At 46.2% G+C, this 25,291-nt stretch carries 16 protein-coding genes; 6 read left to right on the forward strand and 10 right to left on the reverse strand.

All coding sequences use genetic code 11. The features are described from left to right. Nucleotides 1-68 precede the first annotated feature (68 nt). Nucleotides 69-938 (forward strand): coiled-coil domain-containing protein, encoded by an 870-nt coding sequence (locus tag ACOIT5_RS07870; protein WP_423129926.1) that lies wholly within the window; start codon nucleotides 69-71, stop codon nucleotides 936-938. A gap of 111 nt (nucleotides 939-1,049) precedes the next feature. Here the strand turns inward: ACOIT5_RS07870 and ACOIT5_RS07875 are convergent, their stop codons facing one another. Together ACOIT5_RS07875 and ACOIT5_RS07880 are read right to left on the reverse strand one after the other, a co-directional pair. After that, nucleotides 1,050-2,396, reverse strand: a complete 1,347-nt coding sequence (locus ACOIT5_RS07875; protein ID WP_423129927.1) for a dihydroorotase — start codon at nucleotides 2,394-2,396, stop codon at nucleotides 1,050-1,052. Between the two features lie 127 nt (nucleotides 2,397-2,523). Beyond that, nucleotides 2,524-3,276, reverse strand: a complete 753-nt coding sequence (locus ACOIT5_RS07880) for a polyprenol monophosphomannose synthase (protein ID WP_423129928.1) — start codon at nucleotides 3,274-3,276, stop codon at nucleotides 2,524-2,526. Nucleotides 3,277-3,460: 184 nt separating this feature from the next. Between ACOIT5_RS07880 and ACOIT5_RS07885 the strand changes: the two genes are divergently transcribed. Beyond that, nucleotides 3,461-3,928: a GNAT family N-acetyltransferase gene (locus ACOIT5_RS07885; protein WP_423129929.1), complete on the forward strand. Its 468-nt coding sequence runs from the start codon at nucleotides 3,461-3,463 to the stop codon at nucleotides 3,926-3,928. Nucleotides 3,929-3,938: 10 nt separating this feature from the next. Here the strand turns inward: ACOIT5_RS07885 and ACOIT5_RS07890 are convergent, their stop codons facing one another. After that, nucleotides 3,939-4,289 carry a thioredoxin family protein gene (locus tag ACOIT5_RS07890; protein ID WP_423129930.1) on the reverse strand — a complete coding sequence of 117 codons (351 nt, stop codon included), beginning with the start codon at nucleotides 4,287-4,289 and terminating at the stop codon, nucleotides 3,939-3,941. 265 nt (nucleotides 4,290-4,554) lie between these two features. Between ACOIT5_RS07890 and mfd the strand changes: the two genes are divergently transcribed. The 4 genes from mfd to ACOIT5_RS07910 all read left to right on the forward strand — a co-directional run bounded on the left by mfd (nucleotide 4,555) and on the right by ACOIT5_RS07910 (nucleotide 11,010). Then, nucleotides 4,555-7,881: a transcription-repair coupling factor gene (mfd, locus tag ACOIT5_RS07895; RefSeq protein WP_423129932.1), complete on the forward strand. Its 3,327-nt coding sequence runs from the start codon at nucleotides 4,555-4,557 to the stop codon at nucleotides 7,879-7,881. 362 nt (nucleotides 7,882-8,243) lie between these two features. Beyond that, nucleotides 8,244-8,543: a hypothetical protein gene (locus tag ACOIT5_RS07900; RefSeq protein ID WP_423129933.1), complete on the forward strand. Its 300-nt coding sequence runs from the start codon at nucleotides 8,244-8,246 to the stop codon at nucleotides 8,541-8,543. A gap of 225 nt (nucleotides 8,544-8,768) precedes the next feature. Then, a complete protein-coding gene (locus tag ACOIT5_RS07905) occupies nucleotides 8,769-9,878 on the forward strand; it encodes a Fic family protein (protein ID WP_423129934.1) in 1,110 nt (369 codons plus the stop codon). Between the two features lie 667 nt (nucleotides 9,879-10,545). After that, complete coding sequence (locus ACOIT5_RS07910) at nucleotides 10,546-11,010, forward strand: hypothetical protein (protein WP_423129935.1); 465 nt, start codon at nucleotides 10,546-10,548, stop codon at nucleotides 11,008-11,010. A gap of 296 nt (nucleotides 11,011-11,306) precedes the next feature. Here ACOIT5_RS07910 and ACOIT5_RS07915 read toward each other — a convergent pair whose 3' ends face one another. The 7 genes from ACOIT5_RS07915 to ACOIT5_RS07945 all read right to left on the reverse strand — a co-directional run bounded on the left by ACOIT5_RS07915 (nucleotide 11,307) and on the right by ACOIT5_RS07945 (nucleotide 25,138). Further along, entirely contained in the window at nucleotides 11,307-13,127 is a 1,821-nt protein-coding gene (locus ACOIT5_RS07915) for a RagB/SusD family nutrient uptake outer membrane protein (RefSeq protein WP_423129936.1), read from the reverse strand. A 24-nt stretch (nucleotides 13,128-13,151) separates the two neighbouring features. Next, nucleotides 13,152-16,334, reverse strand: a complete 3,183-nt coding sequence (locus ACOIT5_RS07920; protein WP_423129937.1) for a SusC/RagA family TonB-linked outer membrane protein — start codon at nucleotides 16,332-16,334, stop codon at nucleotides 13,152-13,154. Between the two features lie 169 nt (nucleotides 16,335-16,503). Beyond that, complete coding sequence (locus tag ACOIT5_RS07925; protein ID WP_423129938.1) at nucleotides 16,504-17,532, reverse strand: FecR family protein; 1,029 nt, start codon at nucleotides 17,530-17,532, stop codon at nucleotides 16,504-16,506. Nucleotides 17,533-17,590: 58 nt separating this feature from the next. Further along, nucleotides 17,591-18,166, reverse strand: coding sequence for an RNA polymerase sigma-70 factor (locus tag ACOIT5_RS07930; protein ID WP_423129939.1), 576 nt, complete (start codon nucleotides 18,164-18,166; stop codon nucleotides 17,591-17,593). Nucleotides 18,167-18,334: 168 nt separating this feature from the next. Further along, complete coding sequence (locus ACOIT5_RS07935; protein WP_423129940.1) at nucleotides 18,335-19,438, reverse strand: glycoside hydrolase family 88/105 protein; 1,104 nt, start codon at nucleotides 19,436-19,438, stop codon at nucleotides 18,335-18,337. A gap of 156 nt (nucleotides 19,439-19,594) precedes the next feature. Then, a complete protein-coding gene (locus ACOIT5_RS07940) occupies nucleotides 19,595-21,604 on the reverse strand; it encodes a RagB/SusD family nutrient uptake outer membrane protein (RefSeq protein ID WP_423129941.1) in 2,010 nt (669 codons plus the stop codon). Between the two features lie 18 nt (nucleotides 21,605-21,622). Further along, nucleotides 21,623-25,138, reverse strand: coding sequence for a SusC/RagA family TonB-linked outer membrane protein (locus ACOIT5_RS07945; protein ID WP_423129942.1), 3,516 nt, complete (start codon nucleotides 25,136-25,138; stop codon nucleotides 21,623-21,625). Between the last annotated feature and the right edge of the window lie 153 nt (nucleotides 25,139-25,291).

The following is a 25,291-nucleotide window of genomic DNA, read 5'->3' on the forward strand; positions in this document are numbered from 1 at the left end:
TTGGTACTGAGCCGAACAGCTTGTCAAAAAGCTGTTTAAATTTGACCGGATTTAAAAATTAAAAGACTATGAAGAAAATTGTGATTTTGATGCTGATTGCTGTTCTGGCCTCCTGTCAACAAAAAAAGATCGACCGCATGCAGGTTGTTCAGGATAGCCTGGCCCGGGCAGCGGTTGAAAAAGATTCGGCCATTATTAATTTTGTGGCTGCTATGAATGAAATTCAGGAAAACCTGGATTCGATTAAACAGATGGAAGCTATTGTCAGGATTGAAGCCAGCGGCTCCAACGAGATGAGACGAAATTCGAAGGAGCAGATTATGAGCGATATCCAAACGATTCATGACTTGCTGGCCAGGAATAAGGAATTGGTTGCCCAACTCGAGAAAAAACTGGGCGCATCGAACGCGAAAGTGGCTGAACTGCAGAAAGCCATTACCATTCTAAACCGGCAGGTAGAGCAGAAGAATGTTGAAATTGCCGCCTTGAATGCCGAGTTGCAGCGAATGCAAATCGATATTTCGGGGCTGAACGAGCGAATTGATCTGATGACGGAAGAAAGCCTGCATAAAGATCAGGTGATCAGTGATAAATCGAGAACAATAAGCGAGCAGACCATCGCCATCAATACAGCTTTTTATGTTTTTGGAACGGAAAAAGAACTGAAAGAAAACGGCGTCATTGAGAAACGGGGCGGTTTTCTTGGAATCGGACGATCGTTGAAAATGAAAGAAAATTTCAACAGGGATTATTTTACCGAGGTCGATATCCGCGAATTTTTTCAACTTGATCTGAATGTGAAAAAAGCCGAGCTGATTACCACGCACACCGCCGGATCGTATTATTTTAACGGTGAAAAACCGGTTGAAAGCCTGGTGATTGAAAACCCGCGCGAATTCTGGAGCGCTTCCAAATACCTTGTGGTGGTGGTCGATTAAACCCCGGCTTCACCTGAAATTAAAAAGACTGACCCGTTCAGGCTCCGAACAGTCCTCAGAAGCCTGAACGGGTCAGCTTTTCGTGCCGGATGCAACGATGACATCCGTTTGTTAGTTCCCTGTGTTAAACATCAGCCGTTTACCGGTAATCCCCGGTGTCATGGTTCCGCGATCGTATGCCAGCCGGCCGTTTACAAAGGTTTTCTCCACCTGGTGACTGAATTCGGTTCCCTCGAAGGGCGACCAGCCGCATTTGCAGATGATATTTTCGGGAACGACGGTCCACGATTTTTCCGGGTCGATCAGTACGAGGTCGGCATACCAGCCTTCGCGAAGATAGCCGCGCCGGTCAATCCGGAATAAGTCGGCCGGGGCGTGACACATTTTTTCAACCACCTTCTCGGCAGAGATGATTCCTTTACGGACAAACTCGAACATGGCCGTCAGCGAATGTTGAACGAGCGGCCCTCCCGATGGCGCTTTGAAGTAAGGATGAGATTTTTCATCGAGGGTATGGGGGGCATGATCGGTGGCAACCACATCAATGGTATCATTCAGCAAGGCGGCCCACAGGGCTGCCCGGTCTTCTGCCGATTTAATGGCCGGGTTCCACTTGATGCGCGTTCCGTAGCCGATGTAGTCTTTCTCTTCGAACCAGAGGTGGTGCACACAGACTTCGGCTGTAATCTTTTTTTCTTTTACCGGGCCGGCCTGGAATAATTGCATTTCGTCGGCCGATGACAAGTGGAGGACATGCAGCCGGGTTCCGAATTTTGAAGCCAGTTCCACGGCCTTCGACGACGATTTGAAACAAGCCTCGGCGCTCCTGATTTTTGAATGACGCGAAATGGGAACAATTTCTCCGTACTTCTGCCGGTAGATTTCGATATTCCGTCTGATAATACCTTCGTCTTCACAGTGGGTAGCCACCAATGTCGGGGCGTGCCTGAAGATTTCGGACAAGGCTTTTTCGTTGTCGACGAGCATATTGCCTGTTGATGAACCCATGAACACCTTAATCCCGCATACCGCTGCCGGATCGGTTGCCAGCACTTCTTTCAGGTTGTCGTTGGTGGCGCCCATGTAAAACGAATAGTTCACGGCCGAAACCTCTGCTGCGCGGGCATATTTTTTGGCCAATTCGTCCTGGCTGGTGGTTTGGGGGTTGGTATTGGGCATTTCCATGTAGGAAGTGATTCCTCCGGCGAGCGCTGCCCGCGATTCGGAGGCGATATCGCCCTTGTGCGTCAACCCCGGTTCGCGGAAATGGACCTGATCATCAATAGCTCCGGGGATCAGGTATTTTCCCTCCGCCTCAATAACGGTTGCCGATTTCAGCTCTGCTTCGGGGATTTCGTCCCGGTAAATTTTCCGGATAAATTCTCCCTCAATCAATACACTTCCCGTAAATTTTTTCCCTTCATTAATCAGAGTGGCCTGTCGGATGATTGTTTTCATAAAGATGATGCTTCGATTTTTATTTCGGTTACGTGTCAAAAAACAAAAAGGCTACATTTATGCAGCCTTAAATAATTGTTGTAAGCGTCGATTTGTTCATTTCCAAACAGGAAATTGGCGATAAACCTTAAGGCTGATCTTCATTTTTTACCTGTTTATAATGCTTAAACCAGCTGCGTAATTTCATCTTCAAAATTCCCCAAAGGGCTTCATTAAAGATTCCGCCGTTCATTTTGGAGCTTCCTTCCTGCCGCTCGGTAAAGATAATCGGAACTTCAACCAGTTTGAATTTGTGTTTCCAGGCGGTAAACTTCATTTCAACCTGAAACCCGTAACCTTTTAGCCGGATACCCTCCAGATCAATGGTTTGCAGTACTTCTTTCCGGTAACATTTAAAGCCAGCAGTGGTGTCCATGATCTTCATCCCGGTAACCATACGCACGTAAACGGAGGCAAAGTACGACATCAGGACACGGCCCAGCGGCCAGTTGATCACGTTAATGCCTTTAATGTACCGCGACCCGATGGCCAGATCGGCTCCCTGGTTGGCGCAGGCGTCGTATAAAAGCTCCAGGTCGTCGGGGTTGTGCGAAAAGTCACAGTCCATCTCGAAAATAAAATCAGCGCCGTGTTCGAGCGCCCATTGAAAACCGGTAATATAAGCTGTACCGAGCCCCAGTTTGCCTTTACGTTCCAGTAAGTGCAGGGTTTCGGGAAATTCCTGTTGCAGGTTTTTAACAATAGCCGCTGTCCCATCCGGCGAATGATCGTCGATAATCAATAATTCAAACGGAGTTTTTAAGGAGAAAACTCGTCTGATCATCTTCTCCACATTTTCCTTCTCGTTGTATGTCGGGATAATTACCAGGTTTTTTTTCACGTATCCGAGAGATTATAGTTTATGCGAAAATAGAGTTTTTACCGGACTTCCGAGTACAAATACCGAATTAATCAAATCCAAACAGAGACAAGACATTGGTCCCCGCATTAAAAACGTTTTATTTCTTTTAGAAGCATCAAATGAAGCGTATCTTGCACCAAGGTTTAACTAATTTTTTTCTCCCATGAATTTTTCACTTATCCGGATTGATTTGAATGAAGAGGAGCACTGTCGGCAACTGATCCGCCTGCTTGGCCTGTACATGCAGGATGAGATGGGCAATGGCGCACCCATGCCGGAAGAACTGGCTCCGCAACTGATAAACGGGTTGAAGCAACATGCCGGCTACCTGGGTTTTTTGGCGCTGGCAGATGGCCAATATGCCGCTTTGGCCAATTGCAATAAAAATTTCTCAACCTTTAAAGCCAGGCCGCTCATCAACATTCACGACTTTATCGTCGATCCTGCTTTTCGCGGGCAAGGCGTTGGCCGGTTCCTGCTGGATGCCATTGCCGGTTATGGCCGGCAGAACGGCTACTGCCGGATCAATCTTGAAGTCAGGCACGACAACCTGAAAGCACAAAAGCTTTACCGGAAGGCGGGATACCACGAATGCGGGGAGCCTGTGTTCTTTTGGGAGAAAAACCTATAGGTTTTCCCGGCTATTTGTCCGTTAGTAATTTTCGATCCAGAATAGTGGCAATTTGCTCTTTACTCTGGATACTGCTGGTGGCATGAACCAATTGGCCGTTTTTATAATAAACCACAAAGGGAAGTCCCATGAAACCACGGCATTCCGGGGCATTCCGGATGACAGCTGCATCAGGAATGTCGAATTCCATATCGGCAAATACCACCTGTTCATATTGGTTTTCCAGTTGGGTCATGGCCGCGTAAACCGGGATGCACATCGGGCCCATGCGGCCGCAGCAAATCATGACGTTTTCGTTTTCTGAAATGATCTTTTTATGTTCTTCTGCCGATAAAACATGTTTTAAGTTGGTGTGAAGCATGATGTAAAATTTAAATATTAAGATATCTGCATATAGCAATTTATATGCCAAAATCACATTTGTTCATTTTAAATAGAAATTGGGATAAAATCTGCACGGGACGGTATTCATCCGGGTCAGCAAGCTTGCAGATGCGGTAGTTTCCTGACAGCATGGCAGTCGGTAACTTCGCGGTTATTTGCAGGTAAGAAAAATGGAAATTACCGGCGGCAGGCAACCGATCTGCGAATCCAAATCTGTATCTTTGCATCCAAAATTTTACAAGTTGGAGTTGAAAGAATTTCGGCGCTTGTTCGAAAAAAGCGAAGCTATTCAGCGCATTTTAGGCCAGACGAATACCCCGGGTGAAAAATTTCACCTGAAGGGGCTTATTGGCTCGTCTCAAAGTTTGTTGGCATCCGTTATGGCCGAAAGGCTGAAACAACCGGTCGTTTTCATCATGAATGACCGGGAAGAAGCCGCCTACCTGTACGACGATCTGAATAACCTGCAAACCGACGCAACGGTCCTCTTTTTCCCCGGTTCATATAAACGTTCAGTTCAGTACGAACAGCTTGAGCAGGAAAATATTATTCTCCGAACCGAGGTACTGACCAGGTTGCACGACGGTAAGCCGGTCTGTATTTCCACTTATCCCGAAGCCCTGGCTGAGAAGGTGATCACCGGGGAAGCCCTGGCTTCCAATAGTTTTCAAGTACGCAAAGGTGACAAATTGTCTATCGATTTTCTGAACGATGTGTTGTTCGAATACGGTTTTGAGCGCGTCGACTTTGCCGTTGAACCCGGGCAGTACGCCATTCGTGGCAGTCTGGTCGATATTTATTCTTTTGCAAATGAAGATCCGTATCGCCTTGATTTCTTTGGCGACGAAGTTGACTCCATCCGAAGCTTTGATATCGACACGCAGATTTCACGCCAAAAGCTCGATAGAATTGTAATCATTCCGAACATCCAGAGCGGGTTGGATGAGGAACGCCGGGACAATTTCCTGAATTTTCTGACGCCTGAAAGTATCGTTGTCGCCCGCGATGTTAAACTGGTTGCCGACCTGATAGAAGGGATTTACCAGCAAGTTGTCCGTTCGGATGGTCAGGATGAAGAAACCAGGAGCAGGCTGATCCCGGGCGGCGAATTTTTAAGTTCGCTCGGGCGGCTTACTTGTCTGGAAACCGGAAATACCACTTACTTTAAGACGAAGCATATTTTTGAGTTCAATACATCACCGCAACCGGCATTCAATAAAAACTTTGAACTGTTGGCTCAAAACCTGAAAGATAACCTGGCCGCCGGCTACCAGGTCTTTATTCTTTCGGCCAACGAAAAACAAGTAGAGCGGCTTCAGGCCATTTTCGACGATAAAAGCCTGAATGTGCCATTTACCGCCCTGTCTTTTGCCCTGAACGACGGGTTTATCGACCACGACCTGAAACTGTGTTGTTATACCGACCACCAGATTTTTGAACGTTATCACCGGTTTCAGGTGAAAAGCCGGAAAGAACAGAAAGAAAGTATCAGCCTGAAGGAACTGAATAAACTTCATACGGGCGACTACGTGGTACACATCGACCACGGGATTGGTCGGTTTGCCGGGTTGGTAAAAACCGAAGTCAACGGGAAAATTCAGGAAGCCATCCGGCTTACCTATAAGGACAACGACGTGTTACTGGTGAGTATCCACTCGCTGCACCGGATTTCGAAATATAAGGGAAAAGACGGGCTGGAGCCCAACATCAATAAATTAGGAAGCGGTGCCTGGCAAAAGCTGAAAGACCGGACCAAGAGTAAGGTGAAAGATATTGCCCGCGACCTGATTGCCCTGTATGCCCGACGCAGGCAGGAAAAGGGCTTTGCTTTTTCTCCCGATTCTTACCTTCAGACCGAGTTGGAAGCTTCGTTCATTTTTGAAGATACGCCCGACCAGATGAAAACCACTCAGGCGGTGAAAGAGGATATGGAACGCCTGATCCCGATGGACCGCCTGGTTTGCGGCGACGTGGGCTTTGGGAAGACAGAAATAGCCATCCGCGCGGCATTTAAGGCTGTAGCCGACAGCAAACAGGTGGCCGTGCTGGTACCGACTACCATCCTGGCCCTTCAGCATTATAAAACATTTAAAGACCGTTTAGCCGATTTTCCGGCAAAAATTGAATACGTCAGTCGTTTACGTCCGGCCGGCGATGTGAAAAATATTTTAAAAGAAGCGGCTGCCGGAAAGATTGATATCCTGATTGGCACGCACCGACTAATCGGGAAAGATGTGAAATTTAAAGATCTGGGTCTGCTGATTGTGGACGAGGAGCAGAAGTTCGGCGTTTCGGTGAAGGAAAAGCTGAAGCAGCTGAAGCTGAATGTCGATACACTTACCCTGACAGCAACGCCGATCCCGCGCACCTTGCAATTTTCGCTGATGGGCGCCCGCGACTTGTCGATCATTCAAACGCCTCCGCCCAACCGTTACCCGATTATTACCGAGCTGCACGGCTTTAACAAAGAGATTATCCGCGAAGCCATTCTCCACGAAGTGGGCCGTAACGGGCAGGTATTTTTTATTCATAACCGGGTACAGAATATTTACGAAGTAGAGCAAGTAATTCAGCGGATTGTGCCCGGGGTGAAAACCGTGGTTGCCCACGGGCAAATGGAAGGACCGAAGCTGGAGAAAATTATGCTCGGCTTTATTAACGGCGACTTTGATGTACTGATCGCGACCACCATCATTGAATCGGGACTGGATATTCCGAATGCCAATACCATCATCATCAACCATGCCGAGAACTTTGGACTGAGCGATTTACACCAGTTGCGGGGCAGGGTAGGGCGTTCCAATAAAAAGGCCTTTTGTTACCTGTTGGCGCCTCCTTTGTCGCTGGTAAGCCCCGAAGCCCGGCGCCGCCTGCAGGCCATCGAAGAATTTTCGGACCTGGGCAGCGGTTTTAACATTGCCATGCGCGACCTGGATATCCGGGGAGCGGGCAACCTGCTGGGAGCCGAACAAAGCGGTTTCATTGCCGATATCGGCTACGAAACCTACCACCGTATCTTGAACGAAGCGATTCAGGAACTGAAACACGACGAGTATAAAGAGTTGTTTGAAGAAGAAAAAGAAGAAGCCGGGAAAGCCTTCCTGAAGGGTGGTTTTGTTCACGACTGCCAGATTGATACCGATATGGAACTGCTTTTCCCCGACAGCTATATCCAAAGTATTTCGGAACGGATGCTATTGTACCGCGAGCTGGACAGCATGGAAAACGAAGAAAGCCTGCAACATTACCAGGCCGGCTTGCTCGATCGTTTTGGCCCTTTACCCGGGCAGAGCCGCGAATTGCTCGAAGTGGTCCGCCTGCGCTGGTTGGCCATCGAGCTGGGTATGGAACGCATCATCCTGAAAAACAAAAAAATGTTCTGCTATTTTATTTCCGACCAGCAGTCGGCTTACTACCAGTCGGAAACCTTTACCCGGGTATTGCAGTACGTGCAGCAACACCCGAACAGCTGCCGGATGAAGGAGAAACAGGATAAACTCCGCTTAAGCTTCGAGCCGGTCGAATCGGTTGCTGCCGCGAAGGCCTTGCTGGAGAATGTGAATCAGTAAAATTTGTTTCAGGTACTTCCGAAATTTAGGTCGATGCCGGCGGAGATCTGCTTCCGCACGTATAGAAGCCCGGTTTCAGGTTAGCGAACAATTTATCACCATTTTTATGATCGATCAGTTTTTGTTCAGAATTATTGTAACTTTCTGGCACCAAACAAAAAACTAACAATGAACACGACGCCTGAATGCCCTCCGGAAATAAACAGCACGAAGATTTATGGGATGTTAAGATAGCGAAGATCCAATGGAAATTGGGGTGGTGTTGTAGTTTCTATGTTGGAGATATAAGATAATAAAGCTACACATATCCCCACGGAAAAAGAGATATAAGATAGCTTTGGTAGACAGACGATTTGGCGTTAATGAAAACGAACCGCTACCTGCAGAAGATACTTCGGCGGATGAACAGCACCCTGACCCGTATGGGACTTCGAATCAACCAACAAAAGACCAGCATCACCAAGGTGACACACATTTGGGACACGGTAAGCCAGATTAAATGGCATTTGGATTACAAACTGTATAAATGGCTGAAAAGCAAAGGACGAAAAGCCCATAAAACGCTACGCCAGCGTCCGTTCGATAACCTTGTCAAGTACAAAAAAATGCTGGACATCGAAAAATATGCAAGCTTGAAGTTCCATGCGAAAGCTACAGGATGAACTCTATCGGTAAGCCGTATGAAGGAAAACTTCACGTACGGTTTGATGCAGGGGGTACTGACAGTCCGTTCAAATTTGTACATTTATGTGCAAAATGAGAATGGACTGTCAGGCTCTACTCTACTAGCTAATGCAAAAAAAAGCGCGTGCGGGGAATAACTCGACTATTCGCCTTAATAATGCGGAGAATAATTTGTATATTTACCGCAAAATAGATAATAGTTCATGGCAACATACATTTATGAATATGACAACTGGCCAGAATTCACATGGAATGACAAACAAATTAATGTGATTTTAGGTAAAGTCCGAAATCTACAAGGGAAAATTTACGGACAAATGGGAGCACTTGGATTTTCAATTAAGGAAGAAACCATTTTATCTACTTTAACAGTAGATGTTTTAAAATCATCAGAAATAGAAGGGGAATTTTTAAATTACGAACAAGTTCGTTCTTCTATTGCCAGAAAACTTGGGATAGAATATGCTGGATTAGTACATATTGATAGAAACGTAGAAGGTGTTGTTGAGATGATGCTAGATGCAACTCAAAGATATGATAAGCCGTTAGACCAAGAACGGATTTTTGGATGGCATGCAGCTTTATTTCCTACAGGTTGGAGTGGAATGCACAGAATTGATACCGGTTGTTACCGTAGGGGTGAAATGCAAGTGGTATCGGGACCAATGGGGAAAGAGAGAATCCATTTTCAAGCACCTTCTGCAACAGTGGTGAAAAAGGAGATGGATATGTTTTTAGACTGGTTTAATAAAAAGGCTGAAATAGATGGAGTTTTAAAAGCTGCTATTGCTCATTTTTGGTTTATAATAATCCATCCTTTTGATGATGGTAATGGTCGTATTGCAAGGACAATATCTGACATGTTACTTGCACGTTCAGAGGAGAGTAATCAAAGGTTTTACAGTCTTTCAAACCAGATTTTAATAGAGAAAAAGAAATATTATGAGATACTGCAAAAAGTTCAGCATAGTTCTGGCGATATAACTGAATGGTTGGACTGGTTTTTAAATTGCCTGTACCGTGCATTAGAAAGTACAGAAGTAACTTTGAAACAGGTTCTTAAAAAAGCAGATTTTTGGGATAGAAACAAAGAAACAATTTTGAATAGTAGACAGAGATTAATTCTAAACAAATTGTTTGATGGATTTGAGGGTAAGTTAAAAACATCAAAGTGGGCTAAAATTGCAAAATGCTCAGCAGATACAGCACTGCGAGATATTAAAGATTTGATTGAGAAAGGAATCTTAATACAAGAAGAATCAGGAGGCCGAAGTACAAATTACGAATTGACAGACGAATGGAGAATGCATTAGCTACAATAAATAGGAACATGAGCGGCGTGCAGCGCCCAGCGATTGTTCCCGGTTGAACTACACCCGCCGGTCAGGGCTATGCACTTATTGAAGGTTTTTAGTGGATTTAACAGATAGAATGGGCAGGAAACAGCCCGCCGTTCATTGACATGTTGCAGGTTTTTGTGCTTTTCAGTTCAGTTTGCATCAGCAAGTCGGATTCAATGCAAAAGATGTTGACGCTTATAATGGATTTAAAACTAAATTGAGAGAAAAGTTTGCACGCGTGAAAGTAATGCTGGATTTACTATTTGGAAAGAAACCTAAATTTTTAGGAGAGAAAATATTGATAGAGTAATTAACGGCACTCAATAACCAGCCCTCTGAGCGGTCGGCACAGCCCGGCGGTGAGTTGGAGTTGAATGACACCCACCGGGGTTTAGGGGAAGAAGTAAGGTTGATTAATTTTTTTGAGATGCTTGGGTAGAAGTGGTTTGAGGATTTGGGATGGTAAATTGGTGTTTTAAGGGAAAATGAGGAAATGGATTGGATGAAGAATATTCCGAGATGTCAGGCGTTATAGTTGCTTGAAATTCACCGTTTTTGATAGATTTGAAAAGTTTTTAATTGATTTGACATTGACTATTTGAATGTCTAAATTTGATTAAACAATCAAAATTTACTTCCTATGAAAACAAAACTATTTATTCTGGCAATTGTGCTATGCTGTTCATGTTCAAATGAAAACAGGCCTATAACTGAATCTGAAAAGGATAGAGTCATTAGTGAAGTGAAAGTATTGATTAATACAATCATTCAGACCTGCGAAAAACCTGATCCCGAAAAACTAAAATCAATATATCTTGATTCTCCGGATTTTGTTTCATTAGTTGGGGGTGTATACGCAGATTACGATCAGTCTATTATAAACATGAATGGTTTTCTGAACAATGTAACTAGTCAGAAATCAATCATAAAGAGTGAAAAATACGCAGTGTTGGATGCAACCACCGTTTTATATACCGCAAATTCAAGATGGGAAACTAAAATGAAAAACGACAGTACTATTGTTATGGATCCAGTGGGTATGCAATTTCTATTGAAGAAAACTGATAATCAGTGGCGAGTGTTGAGTTGGACAGAGGAATTTTAAGGTTTTAGCATTGTTTTCTTTGTAAACTATAACAATAAGGAAAAACTACCGCCAATAACCAGCCCTCTGATCGGTCAGCACAGCCCGGCGGTGAGCCGGTGTTGGGCGATACCCTGGCGGGTTTAGGGAAAAGTAGGGTTGATTAGTTCCGGAAGGTTGGGGAGATGTAGATAAATAACGAAAATTTAGTCCTGTCTCAATATTATTCTCACTGAAATCGAACTCATATTAAGAAGGTATAAAAAAGGCCGTCGGGAATATCCGGACGGCCTTTTTATTATCATTTTTATTGCTTGTTAATAATTCGGATTTTGTTCAATCAACTGGTTGCTGGCAATAGCCTGTTCAGGAACAGGGAAACGGTTGAGATGTACTTTGCCTGGTCCGTCAGCAGGGTGGTCCCACCATGATTCGGTGGTGTATTTGTTCCACCGAACCAAATCGGTACGGCGGCGTCCTTCACCTATAAATTCAATCATCCATTCGTCTAACATACGCCACTCGTCAAGATTACTTGCCGTAACGGGATTAGGATCATCGGCAGTGAAATAGCGCTCACGTACCGTGTTGATAAGCGTGGCGGCGCCAGCTTCGTCGCCCGCGCGCAGCTTACACTCAGCCAGCATGTAATAAGCTTCTGCCAAACGGAAAACCGGGATATCGGGATTACCCCTCCGGCTTAACTCAGAAACCCATGGGATAGGCGAAAATTTGGCCAAACGAACACCCGAATTTTCTTCACCCCACCGGGCGCCCTCCTTGTGATGGTCGCCTTCAGACCCTGGTTTTGGGATGAGACGGGCAATCTGGTCGACAATCACCAGGGTATCGGTCGGTGTAAATTCACGGTTACCACCGTGGCATACTTTCTTGGTGACGGGGTTGACCATTTTGCCGAAATAAAACATGCCACGCCATTTACCGTCGCCTTCATAGGCACGCAATTGCTTGCGGATGTCCTGATCGTGGAACTTGGCGAAGGGGCTGCCCAAACGATGTGTCCCTTTTGAACTGGGGTTTTCGCTTCCCTGTAAGTACGATTTGCCCTCAACGTCGAGCGAAGGTACCAGGCAATAGCCGTTGTTGCGACTGCCTATCGTTCCGTTGTCCCAGTATTCGCCCATGCCGTAGTGGTTTGAATGGGGACCCACACTGCGTTCACTGATCGCATACTGGCTTGGTACAGACCAAATGATCTCGGTAGAGCGGTCGTTGTCGAAACCAAAAATATTCGTCCACTCATCTTCAAGTTTGTATGAGCCATATTTTCCGTCAATAATATCCTGGCAGATGGCTGCACACTCGGCATACCTGTCCTGGCGGATATATGACCCCGCGTTAAAGTAGAGCCGGGCCAGCAGCAGGGCCGCGGCTGCCTGGTTAATGGCCCCTGTTTCCTGTGCCCCCAGGGTTGTCTTTTTCGGTAACTTAGGCAGTGCCTCAATGAGCAGTTGCTCGATAAATTCAAATGTTTCTACATCGGTCGATCTGGGCAGGTTTTCGCCTTTGTTGGAAGTATAGAGCGGCAGACCGCCGAACATGTCGAGCCCAAACCAGTAAAAGAAGGCCGACAGCGTTTGCAGCTGCATCAACACGGCTTCGCGGCTGCCTTCGGGAAAGCCCAAGGCGTTGAAATCAACATACTGGTCGATATCTTCTTTCGCGCTCCAGGCCTGCGCAATACCCATGGAAAAGGCGCGCCATGCGTCGTACACTCCGGGAGTGGTAGGTGTAAAGTCGTGGTTATAGCTCCGCAGGTAGGCGCCTCCGTCGTACCAGTCGTTATAGCGGGAAGGGACAAGCATCTCATCGGTGGTGAATTCCTGGAGGCGAATAAAATTGGAATGGGCCTGCCCGTCGGCCATACACCATGCCCAATGCGTGAAGGGGCGTCCCATGCGCTGATAGACCTTCTGCTGGGTGTCGAAGAACAATTCGGGCACCGACTGGGAGTAGTACTCCGGCTCCACCGAGCAGGACTGGAACATGGTGGGAAATGCCAGAACCGCTACAAAGGCCATTAAAAATATATATCGTTTCGCTGTGCGCAAAATACTCACGCCCGGCAGAACTTCAAACATGTTAGCGTTCTGCTCTCGCTTAATCGTATTTTTCATATTCATACTTTTTATGATTGACAATTAGAAGTTGAGTTGAAGACCAAAAGTAAAAGTACGGGTCTGAGGATAGATATCACCCTTTTTCTCTATACCCGCATCCCAACCGGTGATATCCACTTCGGGGTTTAGTCCTGGATATTTGGTAAAAGTATAAAGGTTGTTTCCGGTGAAATAAATCCGGATGCTTTCCATCAGATTGGTATGTCTTTTCATGGGTACCGTGTATGCCAGGGAGAGGTTCTGAATCTTAAGGAATGTCGCGTCGTGGAGGAAATAGTCGGATGGAGAAGGGCGGCCGGTAATATGCCCGTTTTTGTTAATGGCGTCGTAGAGCATATTACCCTGCACAACGTTTTTCAAACCATACTCCAGTTCAATGGCATTATATAGGTCATAATTGATCCAACTGGTGAGGGTGGCGCTGAACGACCAGTTTTTCCAGTTGAGATTATGTGACCAACCGGCAATGATCGTCGGCATGAAGTTTTTTTGGTAAACGCGGTCGTCCACTTTTCCCTCGTCGGAGAAGATGATATTGTCATCCTTGTCATATATCTGAAACCTTCCTTCGCTGACACCTGCGTAGCGGTAGAGGAAGAAGCTGCCTACTTCGACATTTTCTTCGATACGGTGGGCATACTCAACCCAGTTGTTGACATAAGCGCCATTGATATAGGTTTGATCGCCCCAGAGCGAACCGATGAAGGTTTTATTGTGGCTCAGGTTGAGCGACGAGCTGTAATTCAATTTTTTTGATCGTACGATATCTCCGCCAACCTCCAGTTCCCATCCCTTATTTTCCATGGTACCGATGTTTTTGTACATGCTTGATTGGGTATTAGGCGGTTGCGGCACCTCCACGCTGTATATTAATCCTTCGATGGCACGACGGTAGAGGTCGAACTTACCATACAGGCGGTTATTGAACAGTGAGTAATCGAGGCCAACGTTCCATTCGTGTTTTTCTTCCCATCCAAGTTTATCATTCAGGTTTGTTGTAGCTCCATAGCTCATGGCCCAAGTCCCGTCGGGCATTAACCAGCGGGTATCGGAACCATACATTAAGGCAGCATAGTCGGCAGAGAAGCCCTCATTGCCTGTCTCACCGTAGGCCAGGCGGATTTTAAGGTCGTTCAGCCAGTTGACATCCTTCAGGAAATTTTCGTTAGACAGGCGCCATCCTGCCGATGCCGACCAAAAGGTTCCCCATCGGTTATTGACAGCAAACTTGCTTGATCCTTCACGCCGGATGGAGGCAGTAGCCATATACGTGTCCTTATAGGAGTAGTTGGCTCGGGCAAAGTAGGCCAGCAGGCGTTGAGTGATTCCTTTTCCTGAACTAATTTCTGCAAGTCCCTCCTTCAGGTAGGTTCCTTCACCGAGGTTCCAAAATTTAATGCGGTCGTTGGTGAAGTTTCCGTTAGCAGCCGAGAAATTGTCACTGTTTAGCTCGAAATAGCTGTATCCGGCGACGGCATTTACGGAGTGGTTGCCGAAGCCGTTAATGTATGAGAAATAGCCGTCAGTATTGAGCAGTTCGGTCTTGCTGAAGTCCATGTCTGCCCATCCCTTACGTCCGGCTTTTTGCTCTTCGCGAGTGAACATTGAACGATAGTAATGACGTTCCCATTGCCGGTTCTCGTAAGCTGCTGTGTGGCGATAGGTTAGCCCCTTGATGGGCTTGATATTCAGTTTGAGTGATACATCGGGACGAAACCATTTGTCCATTCCTTCATCGGTAATCAACGCGGCCTCGCCGATGTTGTTCATCTCGGTATTGTCGCCGTCGGTCCAGATGTTCCAGCCGGTTTGGCTGGCAGGGTCGTACGGGGTTTGGGTGGGGTTAGCCCGCATGATCCCTTCAATGGACGGTTTGTTTTGATTCCGTAATGCTTGCCGGTAGCTGATATGAGTGGCAATGTCTAACCATCCGTCAAGTACCTTGAAGTCGCCGTTAATACGCCCCGAATAATCCTTCCGGGTATCTCCGCGCAGCACACCACGGTTGTCGTCGTACATGACGGTAGCGTAAATACGGGCAGCTTCAGCGCCCCCCTGCAGGGTTAGCACGTGGCGATTCGATGTCGGATTATCAGTCATCGCTTCGTCCCACCAATCGGTATCGTGCCCTTCGTCGTTTTTAGCACCTCCATAAGTGGCAACATAGTCGGCGGCATTCAGCAGATTGGGCTTGCCAAACGGTTTTTTGAACAGCACTTCGCTGGTCAAACTCATTTTAAGTGTTCCTGCTTTGGCCTGTTTGGTGGTGATTAGGATTACGCCACCGGTAGCCCTGGTGCCATAAATAGCGCCTGCAGAAGCATCTTTCAATACGTCGATAGACTCAATATCTTCTTGCACGAGGGTACGGATATCGCCGCCCGGCATACCGTCAATGACAATCAGGGGCGCGCGCGATGTATTGATCGAAGCCATACCGCGCAACTGGAAAGTGTTACCCGAGTTGGGACTTGCGGTTCCTGACATGACCAAGCCGCCGACTTTGCCTTGCAGTGCCGTGGCAATGGACGAACCGCCCACACCCTGAGGCAGATCTTTGGCTGTCATAGAAGTAATGGAACTCGTTACCTGCTTCTTTTCCATGGAGCCATAACCAATGGCCACGACCTCTTCAATCCCAATAGCGTTCTCTTCCAGGGTAATACTAATATTCGTTCTTCCACTAACAGCAATTTCCTGGCTCTTCATCCCCATAAACGAAAATGCCAACACGGCATCATCCGGAACATTCAGTAACAGATAATTTCCACTTCCATCCGTAATCATTCCTTGTGTGGTGCCTTTTACCACCACTGCTACCCCCGGTAGCGGGGCGCCTGAAGAGTCGGTGACTTTCCCGGAAATGCTTTTGGTTTGCTGCATGTTTGCAGCGGAGACCGTGGAAGACGGCTGAATAATGATTTGCCGGTTCATGATGGTGTAGCCCACATTTTGCCCTTCGAATAAACGATCCAAAACCTGTTCGATCTTTTCGTTCGCGACATCGATGTTAACTTTTCTTTCAACATCGACTAACTGGCTGTTGAATAGAAAATAATAGTCACTTTTCGATTCAATGTCGTACAGGACGTCTTTTACCATGGTGTTCTTCAGGTTTAAACTGATGCGGGTGGCCTGCGAATAGGCACTTCCCGCCAGGACCTGGATCAGGGAGACAAAAAATAAAAACAGCGTGAGTCGCATAACCCTTAAAATTTTAATGTACAGGGGCATTTGCCCTTGTAACGGTTTCAACAAAAAGTTTTTTTTCATACTTTTGATTCAATTAGTGTTAATAAATACAGGCTATTTATTTTCATTTCAGAAAAAGGGATGGTGCAAACATTCCTTTTTCCTTTTAATCGTTCCTCCTTTATTTTTTTGTAAGTTTTATGACTTGGGTTTCGTACTCCAGGTCGTCCGACTTTTCTCTGGGCAAAACGCGAAAATTGATGGGAGCGGAGAGGGCCAGCATTTTTAACACCTGGTCGAGGCTTTCGCCCGAAAAAGTAGCCGAATAGGTGTAATTCAGAATTTCAGGATCTTCGACCCGGAACTCCACGCGGTACCACCGTCCCAGTTTTTCAATGACGGTAGTCATCGGGTCGTCGCGGAACATGAGTTTCCCGGATGTCCAGGCGATGTGTTTGTCGAGATTCGTCTGCGTTTTTTCAATGGTTTTTTCCTGTTTCGAGAAAACGGCCAGTTCGCCCGGTTCCATCAAAAACTTGTTTTTTCCGCTTTTCCCTGAGATTTCTATTTTTCCTTCTACCAGTGCTGTTTCAATTTGTGCGGCATTGGGGTAAGCGTTGCAATTAAACGATGTTCCCAGAACTTTGATATTGATATCGGAGGTGGAGACCAAAAACGGACGATGCTCGTCTTTTTTTACTTCAAACCAGGCCTCGCCGGTTAATTCAACTTGTCGTTCCCGCTTTTCAAAGGAAACCGGGTATTTCAGGCTGCTACCCGCGTTCAGCTTCACAAAGGTACCGTCGGGCAAGGTGAATGACGACCTGGTTCCCGGGGGGACTTCGATGGTATTAAAAACAGTCTCATGGATTTCGTTTCCAGGCTGATAAGAATTATACAGCATCCAGAGAGCTGATAACAACAGCGGGATAAAAAGAACAGCGGCAGCCCGTTCGAGTTTTTTCAAATAATAAGCCGAAGGCCGGGCAAAAAGGCGTGCTTCAACTTTTTTCAGGGCTCTTTTCTGGTCTATCGTTTTCATCTTTTGCAGGTCGCCGACCGATGCCCACAGTTTTTTTTGTTCTTCGTAAACGGTCCGGTGTTGAGGATCTGTTAACCACTCGGCCAGCTCGGCCTTTTCTGATTCGGTTATGGTTCCCTCGGTTTCTTTTACAAAAAGCAATTCGAAATAGGCGCTGTTTTCTTCCATTTTTTCGTGTTTGTATGGATAAGACGGAGAAACCTCTTTTTACACGTACTGTAGAAAACTAAAATGTAAGAAAAAGTTGGAAAAGATAGTCTTTCAGCTCTTTACGAAGAATTTTTAAAGCATTCGTAATTTGGGTTTCAACGGTGCGCTGCGAGAGTTGAAGTTTTTGGGCAATTTCGTGTGACTTCATGCCGTCGTACCGGCTTAAGATAAATATTTCGCGGCATCGCTGCGGTAAATTGCCGATTGCTGTTTCAATCAGCTGTTGCAGTTCGCTTTCGGCCCAGAAATCATTTCCGTGGTCTGTCTCCTGAAAAGTTTGGCGTTGGGCATATTTTTTTTGGGTTTCATTTTTCCGGATCAAATCGATACAGCTGTTTTTTACCGCGCTTGCCAGATAATACCTGACGGAGGGTGATTTAATGGCCTGCCTGTTTTCCCATAACCGGACAAATGCCGACTGGACAATGTCTTCGGCCAATTCGGTGTCGTGCAGGTAGCGGTCGGCAAAAACAACCAAGCCGGTATAATAATATTCAAAAAGCAGGGTAAACGCGTTCCGGTCGCCTGCTTTTAACCTTTCAAGAAGAAGATCGGCCCCCGCGAATGAGTTGGTATGTAAAGATTTAGTCAAATTCTGAATTGCATAGGTGTGGGCGCTAAATTACAGATAAAATGAAATGACTGGCCTCATTCGGGGCCAATCATTTCATGTTTTTCAATTTATCCCTGAACGGAAAAACCTGCAAAATCGTTGGTTGCCGGGATGGCAATGGCGCTGCTTATCGTGCCGCTGATTTTGTTAATCTTCCAAAAGGGCGACCACACACCACAAATACGGCCCCTGACCGTGATAATCGCCTGTTCTGCGCGGACGGTCGTAATAGTACTGTTTGTCGTTCTTTTTATTCGTTCCGACGCAGATTTCAGCCACAGCGCCTTTTTCGTCGACATATGGCACTAAGGCCATCCATGCTTTTCGGGCAACCGGAGCATATTCTTCTGCGTTTAACCATCCTTGTTTCACTCCTGTAATTAATGCATAAGTAAACATGGCTGATCCGGACGTCTCGGCCCAGTATTCCGGTTCATCAATCAGTTGGTTCCATAAACCACCTGGCGCCTGATATTTTTTCAAGCTTTCCATCATTTTTTGATAGCCCTGCATGATGCGAGGGTAGTCTTTATGATCGTTGGGTAAATGACGAAGCAATTCGGTGACACCTGCAGCCATCCAGCCGTTTCCCCGCAACCAATAATAAGGAACATCGGGAGCATGATAGAAAAGACCGTTCGGGCGTTGCAACTCATCCAGGTAAAGAACCATTTCCCGGGCCGCCCGATCAATGTATTTCATTTCCCCGGTCACTTTCCAGGCTTGGGTCTGAACAATGGTAATCATGTACATATCGTCAATCCATAGGCGGGTTTGCCAGGTATATCCTTTTTCTGCCCATTCTTTTTCCTCCGGTTTTGCGTTATCGGGAACTTCCCATTGGGTGTCGGCGTAGGGCAGTCCCAGCTCAAAATACCGTTTCTCTTTTGTAATTTGATAGAGTTCTAAGGGTAAGCTGCCAAACATATTTAAGTCGACATGATTTTTTATCGGCAGAAGCTCTTTTTCGGTCGAGAACAAGGGTTCAAATTTGTTTTGCAGAAGCGCGAGAAGCTCTTTGTCGTTCGTTTTGTCCGCGAACTTAAGGGCCCCGTTCCAATAAAACGTTTCCGGGTAACTGATCCATTTCCCGGCATGAAGCGCATGTTTGGCATCGACAAAACGGTAGGCGATCAATTTTCCGACTTCTCCGGGCGTATATCCGGCGGGAAAATCGGTTAACAGAGTTGTTTGGGCGGTTAAAAACCGGAAAGGGAAAAGGATCAATAGTACAAATATCAGTTTACGCATGCTAAGGTTTTTTTCTGATTAATAAGAAATTGTTATCCTGATAAGCAAAGGTGTGTTGTATAAGAGGGCGCTTCAGAAGCCTGAAGCACCCTCTTCTCATTCATATCCTATCTTTAGCTTTTTTTAAAATCAAGTCTCCGGGAGATTAATTGAAAATTAATTCGTCGTCCGGTCTTCGTCAGCTACGGCATCTTCCCAGTTATCCCATTTTGGAGTTGAAGGATCGTAACCGTCGTATCCATAGTTTTGGCTCAGCTCTCCTTTATTATTCGCGGTAATTGATGCATTAAAGATTGGCCAGTAAATATTCTTTTTGTCTATCGTGTAGTTGATGTTGTTTTTTGTTGCAACAATTTGTATCGGACCTTTATTGTACATACTGTAGTGTACAATTCGTTGATACCAATAACTTCCGCCGTTGGGATCGGTGCCGCTCTGTTTGTCAAAGTTCTCCAGACTGTAAGTATTACCCCATTCGTCGGGTTTTCCACTGCGGGCAAGACACAGTGATACGCGGGTCAATTCCACGTTGCGCCACTCTTCCCAGTACAATTCACGGGCACGCTCGTTCATGATATCGCCGATCGTAACAGAGCCATTATACAGTTCGGTACATTTTGCCCTTTTTCTCACTTCATCTACATCATTGGCAGCTCCGGCAACATCGCCTAAATAAAACTTAGCTTCGGCCCGTAGCAGGTATGCTTCGGCCAAACGGTAAAGGTACCAGTCGGCAATTCCGCCATTTGTAGCGCCTCTAAGGCCGTCCGATCCGCTGATATTGGCTTCATTTACCGGGTCGTCCAAATAGAACTTGTAATGGGGAACATCAAACCAGCGGCGAATTGTATCGCTGCACAGCAGTTTTCCGTTATCGTTGAAAAGCGTGACCGGGTTTCCAAATTCCAACGATGCTTTATTATTTACCTTATAGTCTTCCATCCGGATCCAGTTACCTACTTCTGAATTACGGCGAAGGTCGGTCGCATCCATTCTCCCGTTAAGTTTCCACAGGGTATGCGTTTGAAAATAGGTGGGACGGAATGTTGCAATGCCGCGCCCGAACGCCCGCATATAGTCATATGTTGAGTTGTAGTCGGCATGGTTGCGTTTTAAGTTTAACAATGCCTGTTTACCATCTTTTGTTTGGAGAGCGCTGTTAAATAAAAACGGATACAAAATACGCATGGTGAGCATTTTAACAAATGATTCTGCTTCTGCACCACGGTTAGGCATACCCATAATGACTTCTTTGTTTGCAGCGATGAGTTTGTTTTCGGCGCGGTGCAAATCCCAGATCACATTGCGGGTAATGGGCCAGGTGGCAGGTTCGCCGCCATCATTGAATGTGCCAAAATTGTTTTGCATGAGCGCATAGCCGGATCCGTCAATTAATATATCCGTTTGTTCTTTCGCTTTGGTATACTCTCCCAACGCCAGGTAGCATTTGGCAAGCAACATGCGGCAGGCGCCTTTATTCACCATACCCGTCATGGGCATATCTTTTTGATCAGGCACCCATTGTACGGCAAACTCCATATCCCGGGTAATCATCTGCAGGATCGCGTCGCGTTTTGTACTGCGATAATTTTGCTTGGGTACATCAACAACCTTGGTAACAAGCGGCACATCGCCAAATTGAAATACCAAAGCCATGTAACGGAAAGCGCGGTGAAAATAAGCTCTGCCCTTATAGACATTCCTGGTGGTTTCGTTCAGCTCTTCTACGCCATCCACATATTGGATAACGGTGTTAGCGAACAGAATGCCATTATAGGTTTCCTTCCAAAAATACCAGATACTGTTTGTACGGTCGAGATTGTTCAGGTTACCGGTACTTTCACTTGTGGGGGTGAGCATATTGGCCACATTGTCAAGCATGGCGCTTTTGTCGGTCGCACTGGCTACCATCAAATCGGAGAAAATGTACTCTGTTCCCAAACTAAGCATTTCGTTATGGTCTGTTGCCCAATAGAGTTTGAGGTGGCGGTCGCAAATGGCCATCGCCGACATCAGGCCCGATTCAGTTGTGAATGTTGCTCCGGGTTCGTAGAAAGATAGCGGGTCGGGGTCTAAAAAGTCCTTCGAACATCCGCCCGGCAGGATGGTGCCACCTAAAAGCAAGGCGAGGCTTAGCTGTTTCAATTTTTGAGTTATCTTTTTCATATTTGTTGCGATTAGATGTTAAAAAGTCAAATTCACTCCCAATGTATAGATCCGTGTGGCCAGTCCGCCGCCACTGTCAAAGGCCGGGTTCGTTTCAGGATCGCCGTATTCCCAGTCTTTTGCCCATACAGCAACGTTTCGGACAGAGCCGTAAACTTTGGCACGCTCCAGATCAAACCTTGAAGTCCACTTTTTGGGAAATGTATATCCTACTGAAATATTCTCGAGACGAATAAACGACCGGCTATACAATTTTCCCGGACTGGCAGCTCCTGTAGGCCCCTGGGCTTCAATACGCGCGTATTTGTTTGTCGGGTTATCCACGGTCCAATATTCCTTTTCAGGCACGTTTTGCAGTGCGTAGCTCATCCTTCCCCCATCATCATCATTATTGAGGTAATAGGTAGCCAGGCTTTTATGTCCCATGTAAGAATAGATATTAAATGAGAAACTGAGGTCTTTCCACAATTCAAACTCGTTACGCAACGACCAGTGGAAAGGCGGCGCCGTTTGTCCGAGAAACTCTTTGTCGTTGTCATTATATACCGGTTTAACGGTACCGTCGGCGTTGACAATATCGTCGGCCGTGTAGTTGTTTGCCACTTTCGGGTCGCCGGGTACCTGACCGTGTCTTTTCGCTTCCTCTACCTCATCTTTTTGCCAGATTCCGGTAACCCGGTAGTTCCAAATGGTGCTGATGGGCTGTCCGATAAACCATCCGTTTGTTTTATCGTCCATTTCTTTTGTTCCGGTTACATTTCCATCCGCATCCAAGATATCCTGGTTTTCGTAATAAAGATGCTTTATCACATTCTTGTTGTAGGAGAAACCGAATGTGGTCGTCCATTTCAAATTGCTGTTACTCAAATTAACCGAGTTTACCGAAATTTCAACCCCCCGGTTGTCCACTTGTCCCAGGTTGGTTGTAATGCTCGAAAATCCGGTGAATTCGGGCAACCGTTGAGGCATAATCATATCATGGGTCCTCATGTCGTAATATTCAATACTTCCCGATATGCGATCTTTAAGAAAACCAAAATCAAGCCCGAAATTCCAGGAAGCGGTTTTTTCCCATTGCAGGGTCGGATTTGCCATCCGGTTAGCCATCAGATAGCGGTATAGCTCCAATTCTCCTGCTTTGTTGACATAGCCTTGCATTTTACCGGCTCCTTCATAGAGGTTGGCGAGTGCCAGGTAAGGACTGCTCAGCGACCGGTTACCATTTTTACCATAGGATACACGCAATTTACCGTTGTTCATAATATCGTCCCTGGTGAAGAACTTTTCGTTTGTAAATGCCCAGGCCAGGCCTACCGACGGAAACGTGGCGTAAGGATTGGAAGAACCGAAAGCAGAATATCCATCCCGGCGAACAGAGGTAGTAATCAGATAGCGGTTGTCATACGAATAAAATAAGCGGGCCAGTAAAGCATCGGCTGTTTCACGTGCATCGCTGGATGAAAAAGTACTGTTTTCTTTGGTGCCGTTTTTAGTGTTATGAAACCCTAAAGCATCTGAAGGCTGGATGTTACGGGCCTCGATGCGGTCTTGCCAGAACTGGCGTTCCTCGGCTTCCTGCACGAGGGTCAGGATTACGTGGTGTTTTTCAAAAAATGTATTGTCCCAGGTGATGGTGTTATTGAGCGACCAGTCGAAACGCTTGGCCTGCTCGCGGTTTACACCACGAGACGCGGGATCGGAGCCCGGTAAACCGGCCGACATAAAATAACGGTCGTAGAAGAACTGGTAACGAGGAGACACATTGAACGAGTAGGTAATATTAAATGGCAATGTAATCTTCGCATTTAGGATACTGTTTAGTACGGTGTAGCCTTTTTCCAATTCCAGGTATTTCTTCTGAAAATCGTAATTATAACCTCTTTGGCTGTATTCGCTACTTAGGGGATACTGCACCGGGTTCCCTGCCTCATCGGCGTAATCGGCGTAAGGGCTGTTGCGCAACTGGTAATCTAAATCTACACCAACACTCCCATCAGAGCGATCCTGAAAATTTACGTTAGCGCCGATTTGGAGCCATTTGGTCACATTCGCATCTACCTTCATGCTGGCGCGTAACGCCTGATATTCATCGCTTACCAGTGCACCTTGATTTTTCAAATAGCCCATTGAAAAATAGTAGTTTGCACTTTCACCGGCGCCGCTGACACTGGCATTGTAGTCCTGGTTAATGCCTGTCCGGTAAGTGCGCTTTGCCCAATCAACAGTTTTGCCGTCAAGGAGGTTTCTGAGCGCATTTCCCTGGAATCCAAGTCTTTTTGCCCAGATGCTGAGGTCGGAATCTCCGCTTTCGTTCGTCGTATAAGCCCTCCAGTCGTCGATTGAAACATTTGCCGGAAGTTGGTCGGCCCGCATAAAAAATCCGGGTTGATTGGCATAGATACCGGATTGATAGGCTTCATAAGCGCCGGTTTCAGAGTTCACACCATAGGTATTTTTTGTAAGCCAATCCTGACGATGTATTAAATAATCATTCGTATTGAAACGTTCACGGTAATCACTTTTTTGGGTCAACCCGAAATTGGAACTAATGTTGATAACCGGTTTACCTTGTTTCCCCTTTTTTGTGGTAATGATGATCACGCCGCTTGCCGCTTTGGCCCCGTAAACAGCCGCTGCCGACGCATCTTTGAGTACGTCGATCTGAGCAATATCATCGGGGTTGATCTCGGAAAGTTCTCCGTAAAACTGCATTCCGTCAAGAATGATCAGTGGGCTGTTGTGGCCTCCTTCGTCATAAACCGAACGCTGTCCGCGAATTTGCATGCTACCGCCTCCTTTTGCTGAAGCATTGTAGCCTACCTGCAAACCCGGAGTACCCCGCAAGATATCCTGCACCGTTTTTGGATTTTCGTTCGCAATCCGATCGGGACGGATCTGTGTGATGGAACCGGTCAGGTCTTTTTTTCTCATGGTTCCATAACCAATGGCTACCACTTCGCCGATCCCAATTGCCTCTTCCTCCATTTTAACATTGATTGAAGACTGATTTCCAACGGGTATCTCCTGGCTTCTCATCCCTACGAAAGAGAAAACCAGCGTGGCATTGCCAGGAACATTGATGACTGAATAATTGCCGTCGAAGTCGGTAATGGTGCCATTGGTGGTTCCTTTTATAATTACCGTAACTCCCGGAAGCGGTGCGCCGAATGAATCGGTGACTTTCCCGGTAATGTTTTTGTTTTGTGAACTGACACGATTCATCGGGCTTTCTTCAGACGATAAAACAATTTGCCGCTCGATGATCCGATATTTAACATTGGTTTCACGGAATAGCTGGTCAAGAATGACACTGATTTGTTGGTCTTTGACCAGGATATCCGTTTTACGTTTCACATCAACCAGGTTTTTGTTGTAGAGAAAATAAAAGTCCGATTGATTCTCGATTTCATACAGGATTGTTTCGATGCTGGCGCTTTTAAAGTCCAGTGACAGTTGGGTTTTCTGGGCATAGCCCGAAATGGCTTGTGCCTGAAAAATACTCAAAATAAACAGGAATAAACTCCATCTCATCATACGTAGCGGTTTTTTAAGGGCACACCAAAGGCATGTCCATCGTTTCCGATTTTTTTTCATAAATTTACAATTCAAAACGGTTAATAATATATTATTGTTAATCATTAAGTATGTCAGGAAAGTGTGTCCGCACTTTCCTGATTTTGTATTTGC

This window comes from Gaoshiqia hydrogeniformans, assembly GCF_049347105.1.
GTDB classification, from domain to species: domain Bacteria; phylum Bacteroidota; class Bacteroidia; order Bacteroidales; family Prolixibacteraceae; genus Gaoshiqia; species Gaoshiqia hydrogeniformans.

Bases quoted from the DNA above. Each gene is read 5' to 3' on its own strand.
- ACOIT5_RS07870 (WP_423129926.1), top strand. From the start codon at position 69: ATGAAGAAAATTGTGATTTTGATGCTGATTGCTGTTCTGGCCTCCTGT.
- ACOIT5_RS07875 (WP_423129927.1), bottom strand. From the start codon at position 2,396: ATGAAAACAATCATCCGACAGGCCACTCTGATTAATGAAGGGAAAAAA.
- ACOIT5_RS07885 (WP_423129929.1), top strand. From the start codon at position 3,461: ATGAATTTTTCACTTATCCGGATTGATTTGAATGAAGAGGAGCACTGT.
- ACOIT5_RS07890 (WP_423129930.1), bottom strand. From the start codon at position 4,289: ATGCTTCACACCAACTTAAAACATGTTTTATCGGCAGAAGAACATAAA.
- ACOIT5_RS07900 (WP_423129933.1), top strand. From the start codon at position 8,244: ATGAAAACGAACCGCTACCTGCAGAAGATACTTCGGCGGATGAACAGC.
- ACOIT5_RS07905 (WP_423129934.1), top strand. From the start codon at position 8,769: ATGGCAACATACATTTATGAATATGACAACTGGCCAGAATTCACATGG.
- ACOIT5_RS07910 (WP_423129935.1), top strand. From the start codon at position 10,546: ATGAAAACAAAACTATTTATTCTGGCAATTGTGCTATGCTGTTCATGT.
- ACOIT5_RS07915 (WP_423129936.1), bottom strand. From the start codon at position 13,127: ATGAAAAATACGATTAAGCGAGAGCAGAACGCTAACATGTTTGAAGTT.
- ACOIT5_RS07920 (WP_423129937.1), bottom strand. From the start codon at position 16,334: ATGCGACTCACGCTGTTTTTATTTTTTGTCTCCCTGATCCAGGTCCTG.
- ACOIT5_RS07925 (WP_423129938.1), bottom strand. From the start codon at position 17,532: ATGGAAGAAAACAGCGCCTATTTCGAATTGCTTTTTGTAAAAGAAACC.
- ACOIT5_RS07935 (WP_423129940.1), bottom strand. From the start codon at position 19,438: ATGCGTAAACTGATATTTGTACTATTGATCCTTTTCCCTTTCCGGTTT.
- ACOIT5_RS07940 (WP_423129941.1), bottom strand. From the start codon at position 21,604: ATGAAAAAGATAACTCAAAAATTGAAACAGCTAAGCCTCGCCTTGCTT.
- ACOIT5_RS07945 (WP_423129942.1), bottom strand. From the start codon at position 25,138: ATGATGAGATGGAGTTTATTCCTGTTTATTTTGAGTATTTTTCAGGCA.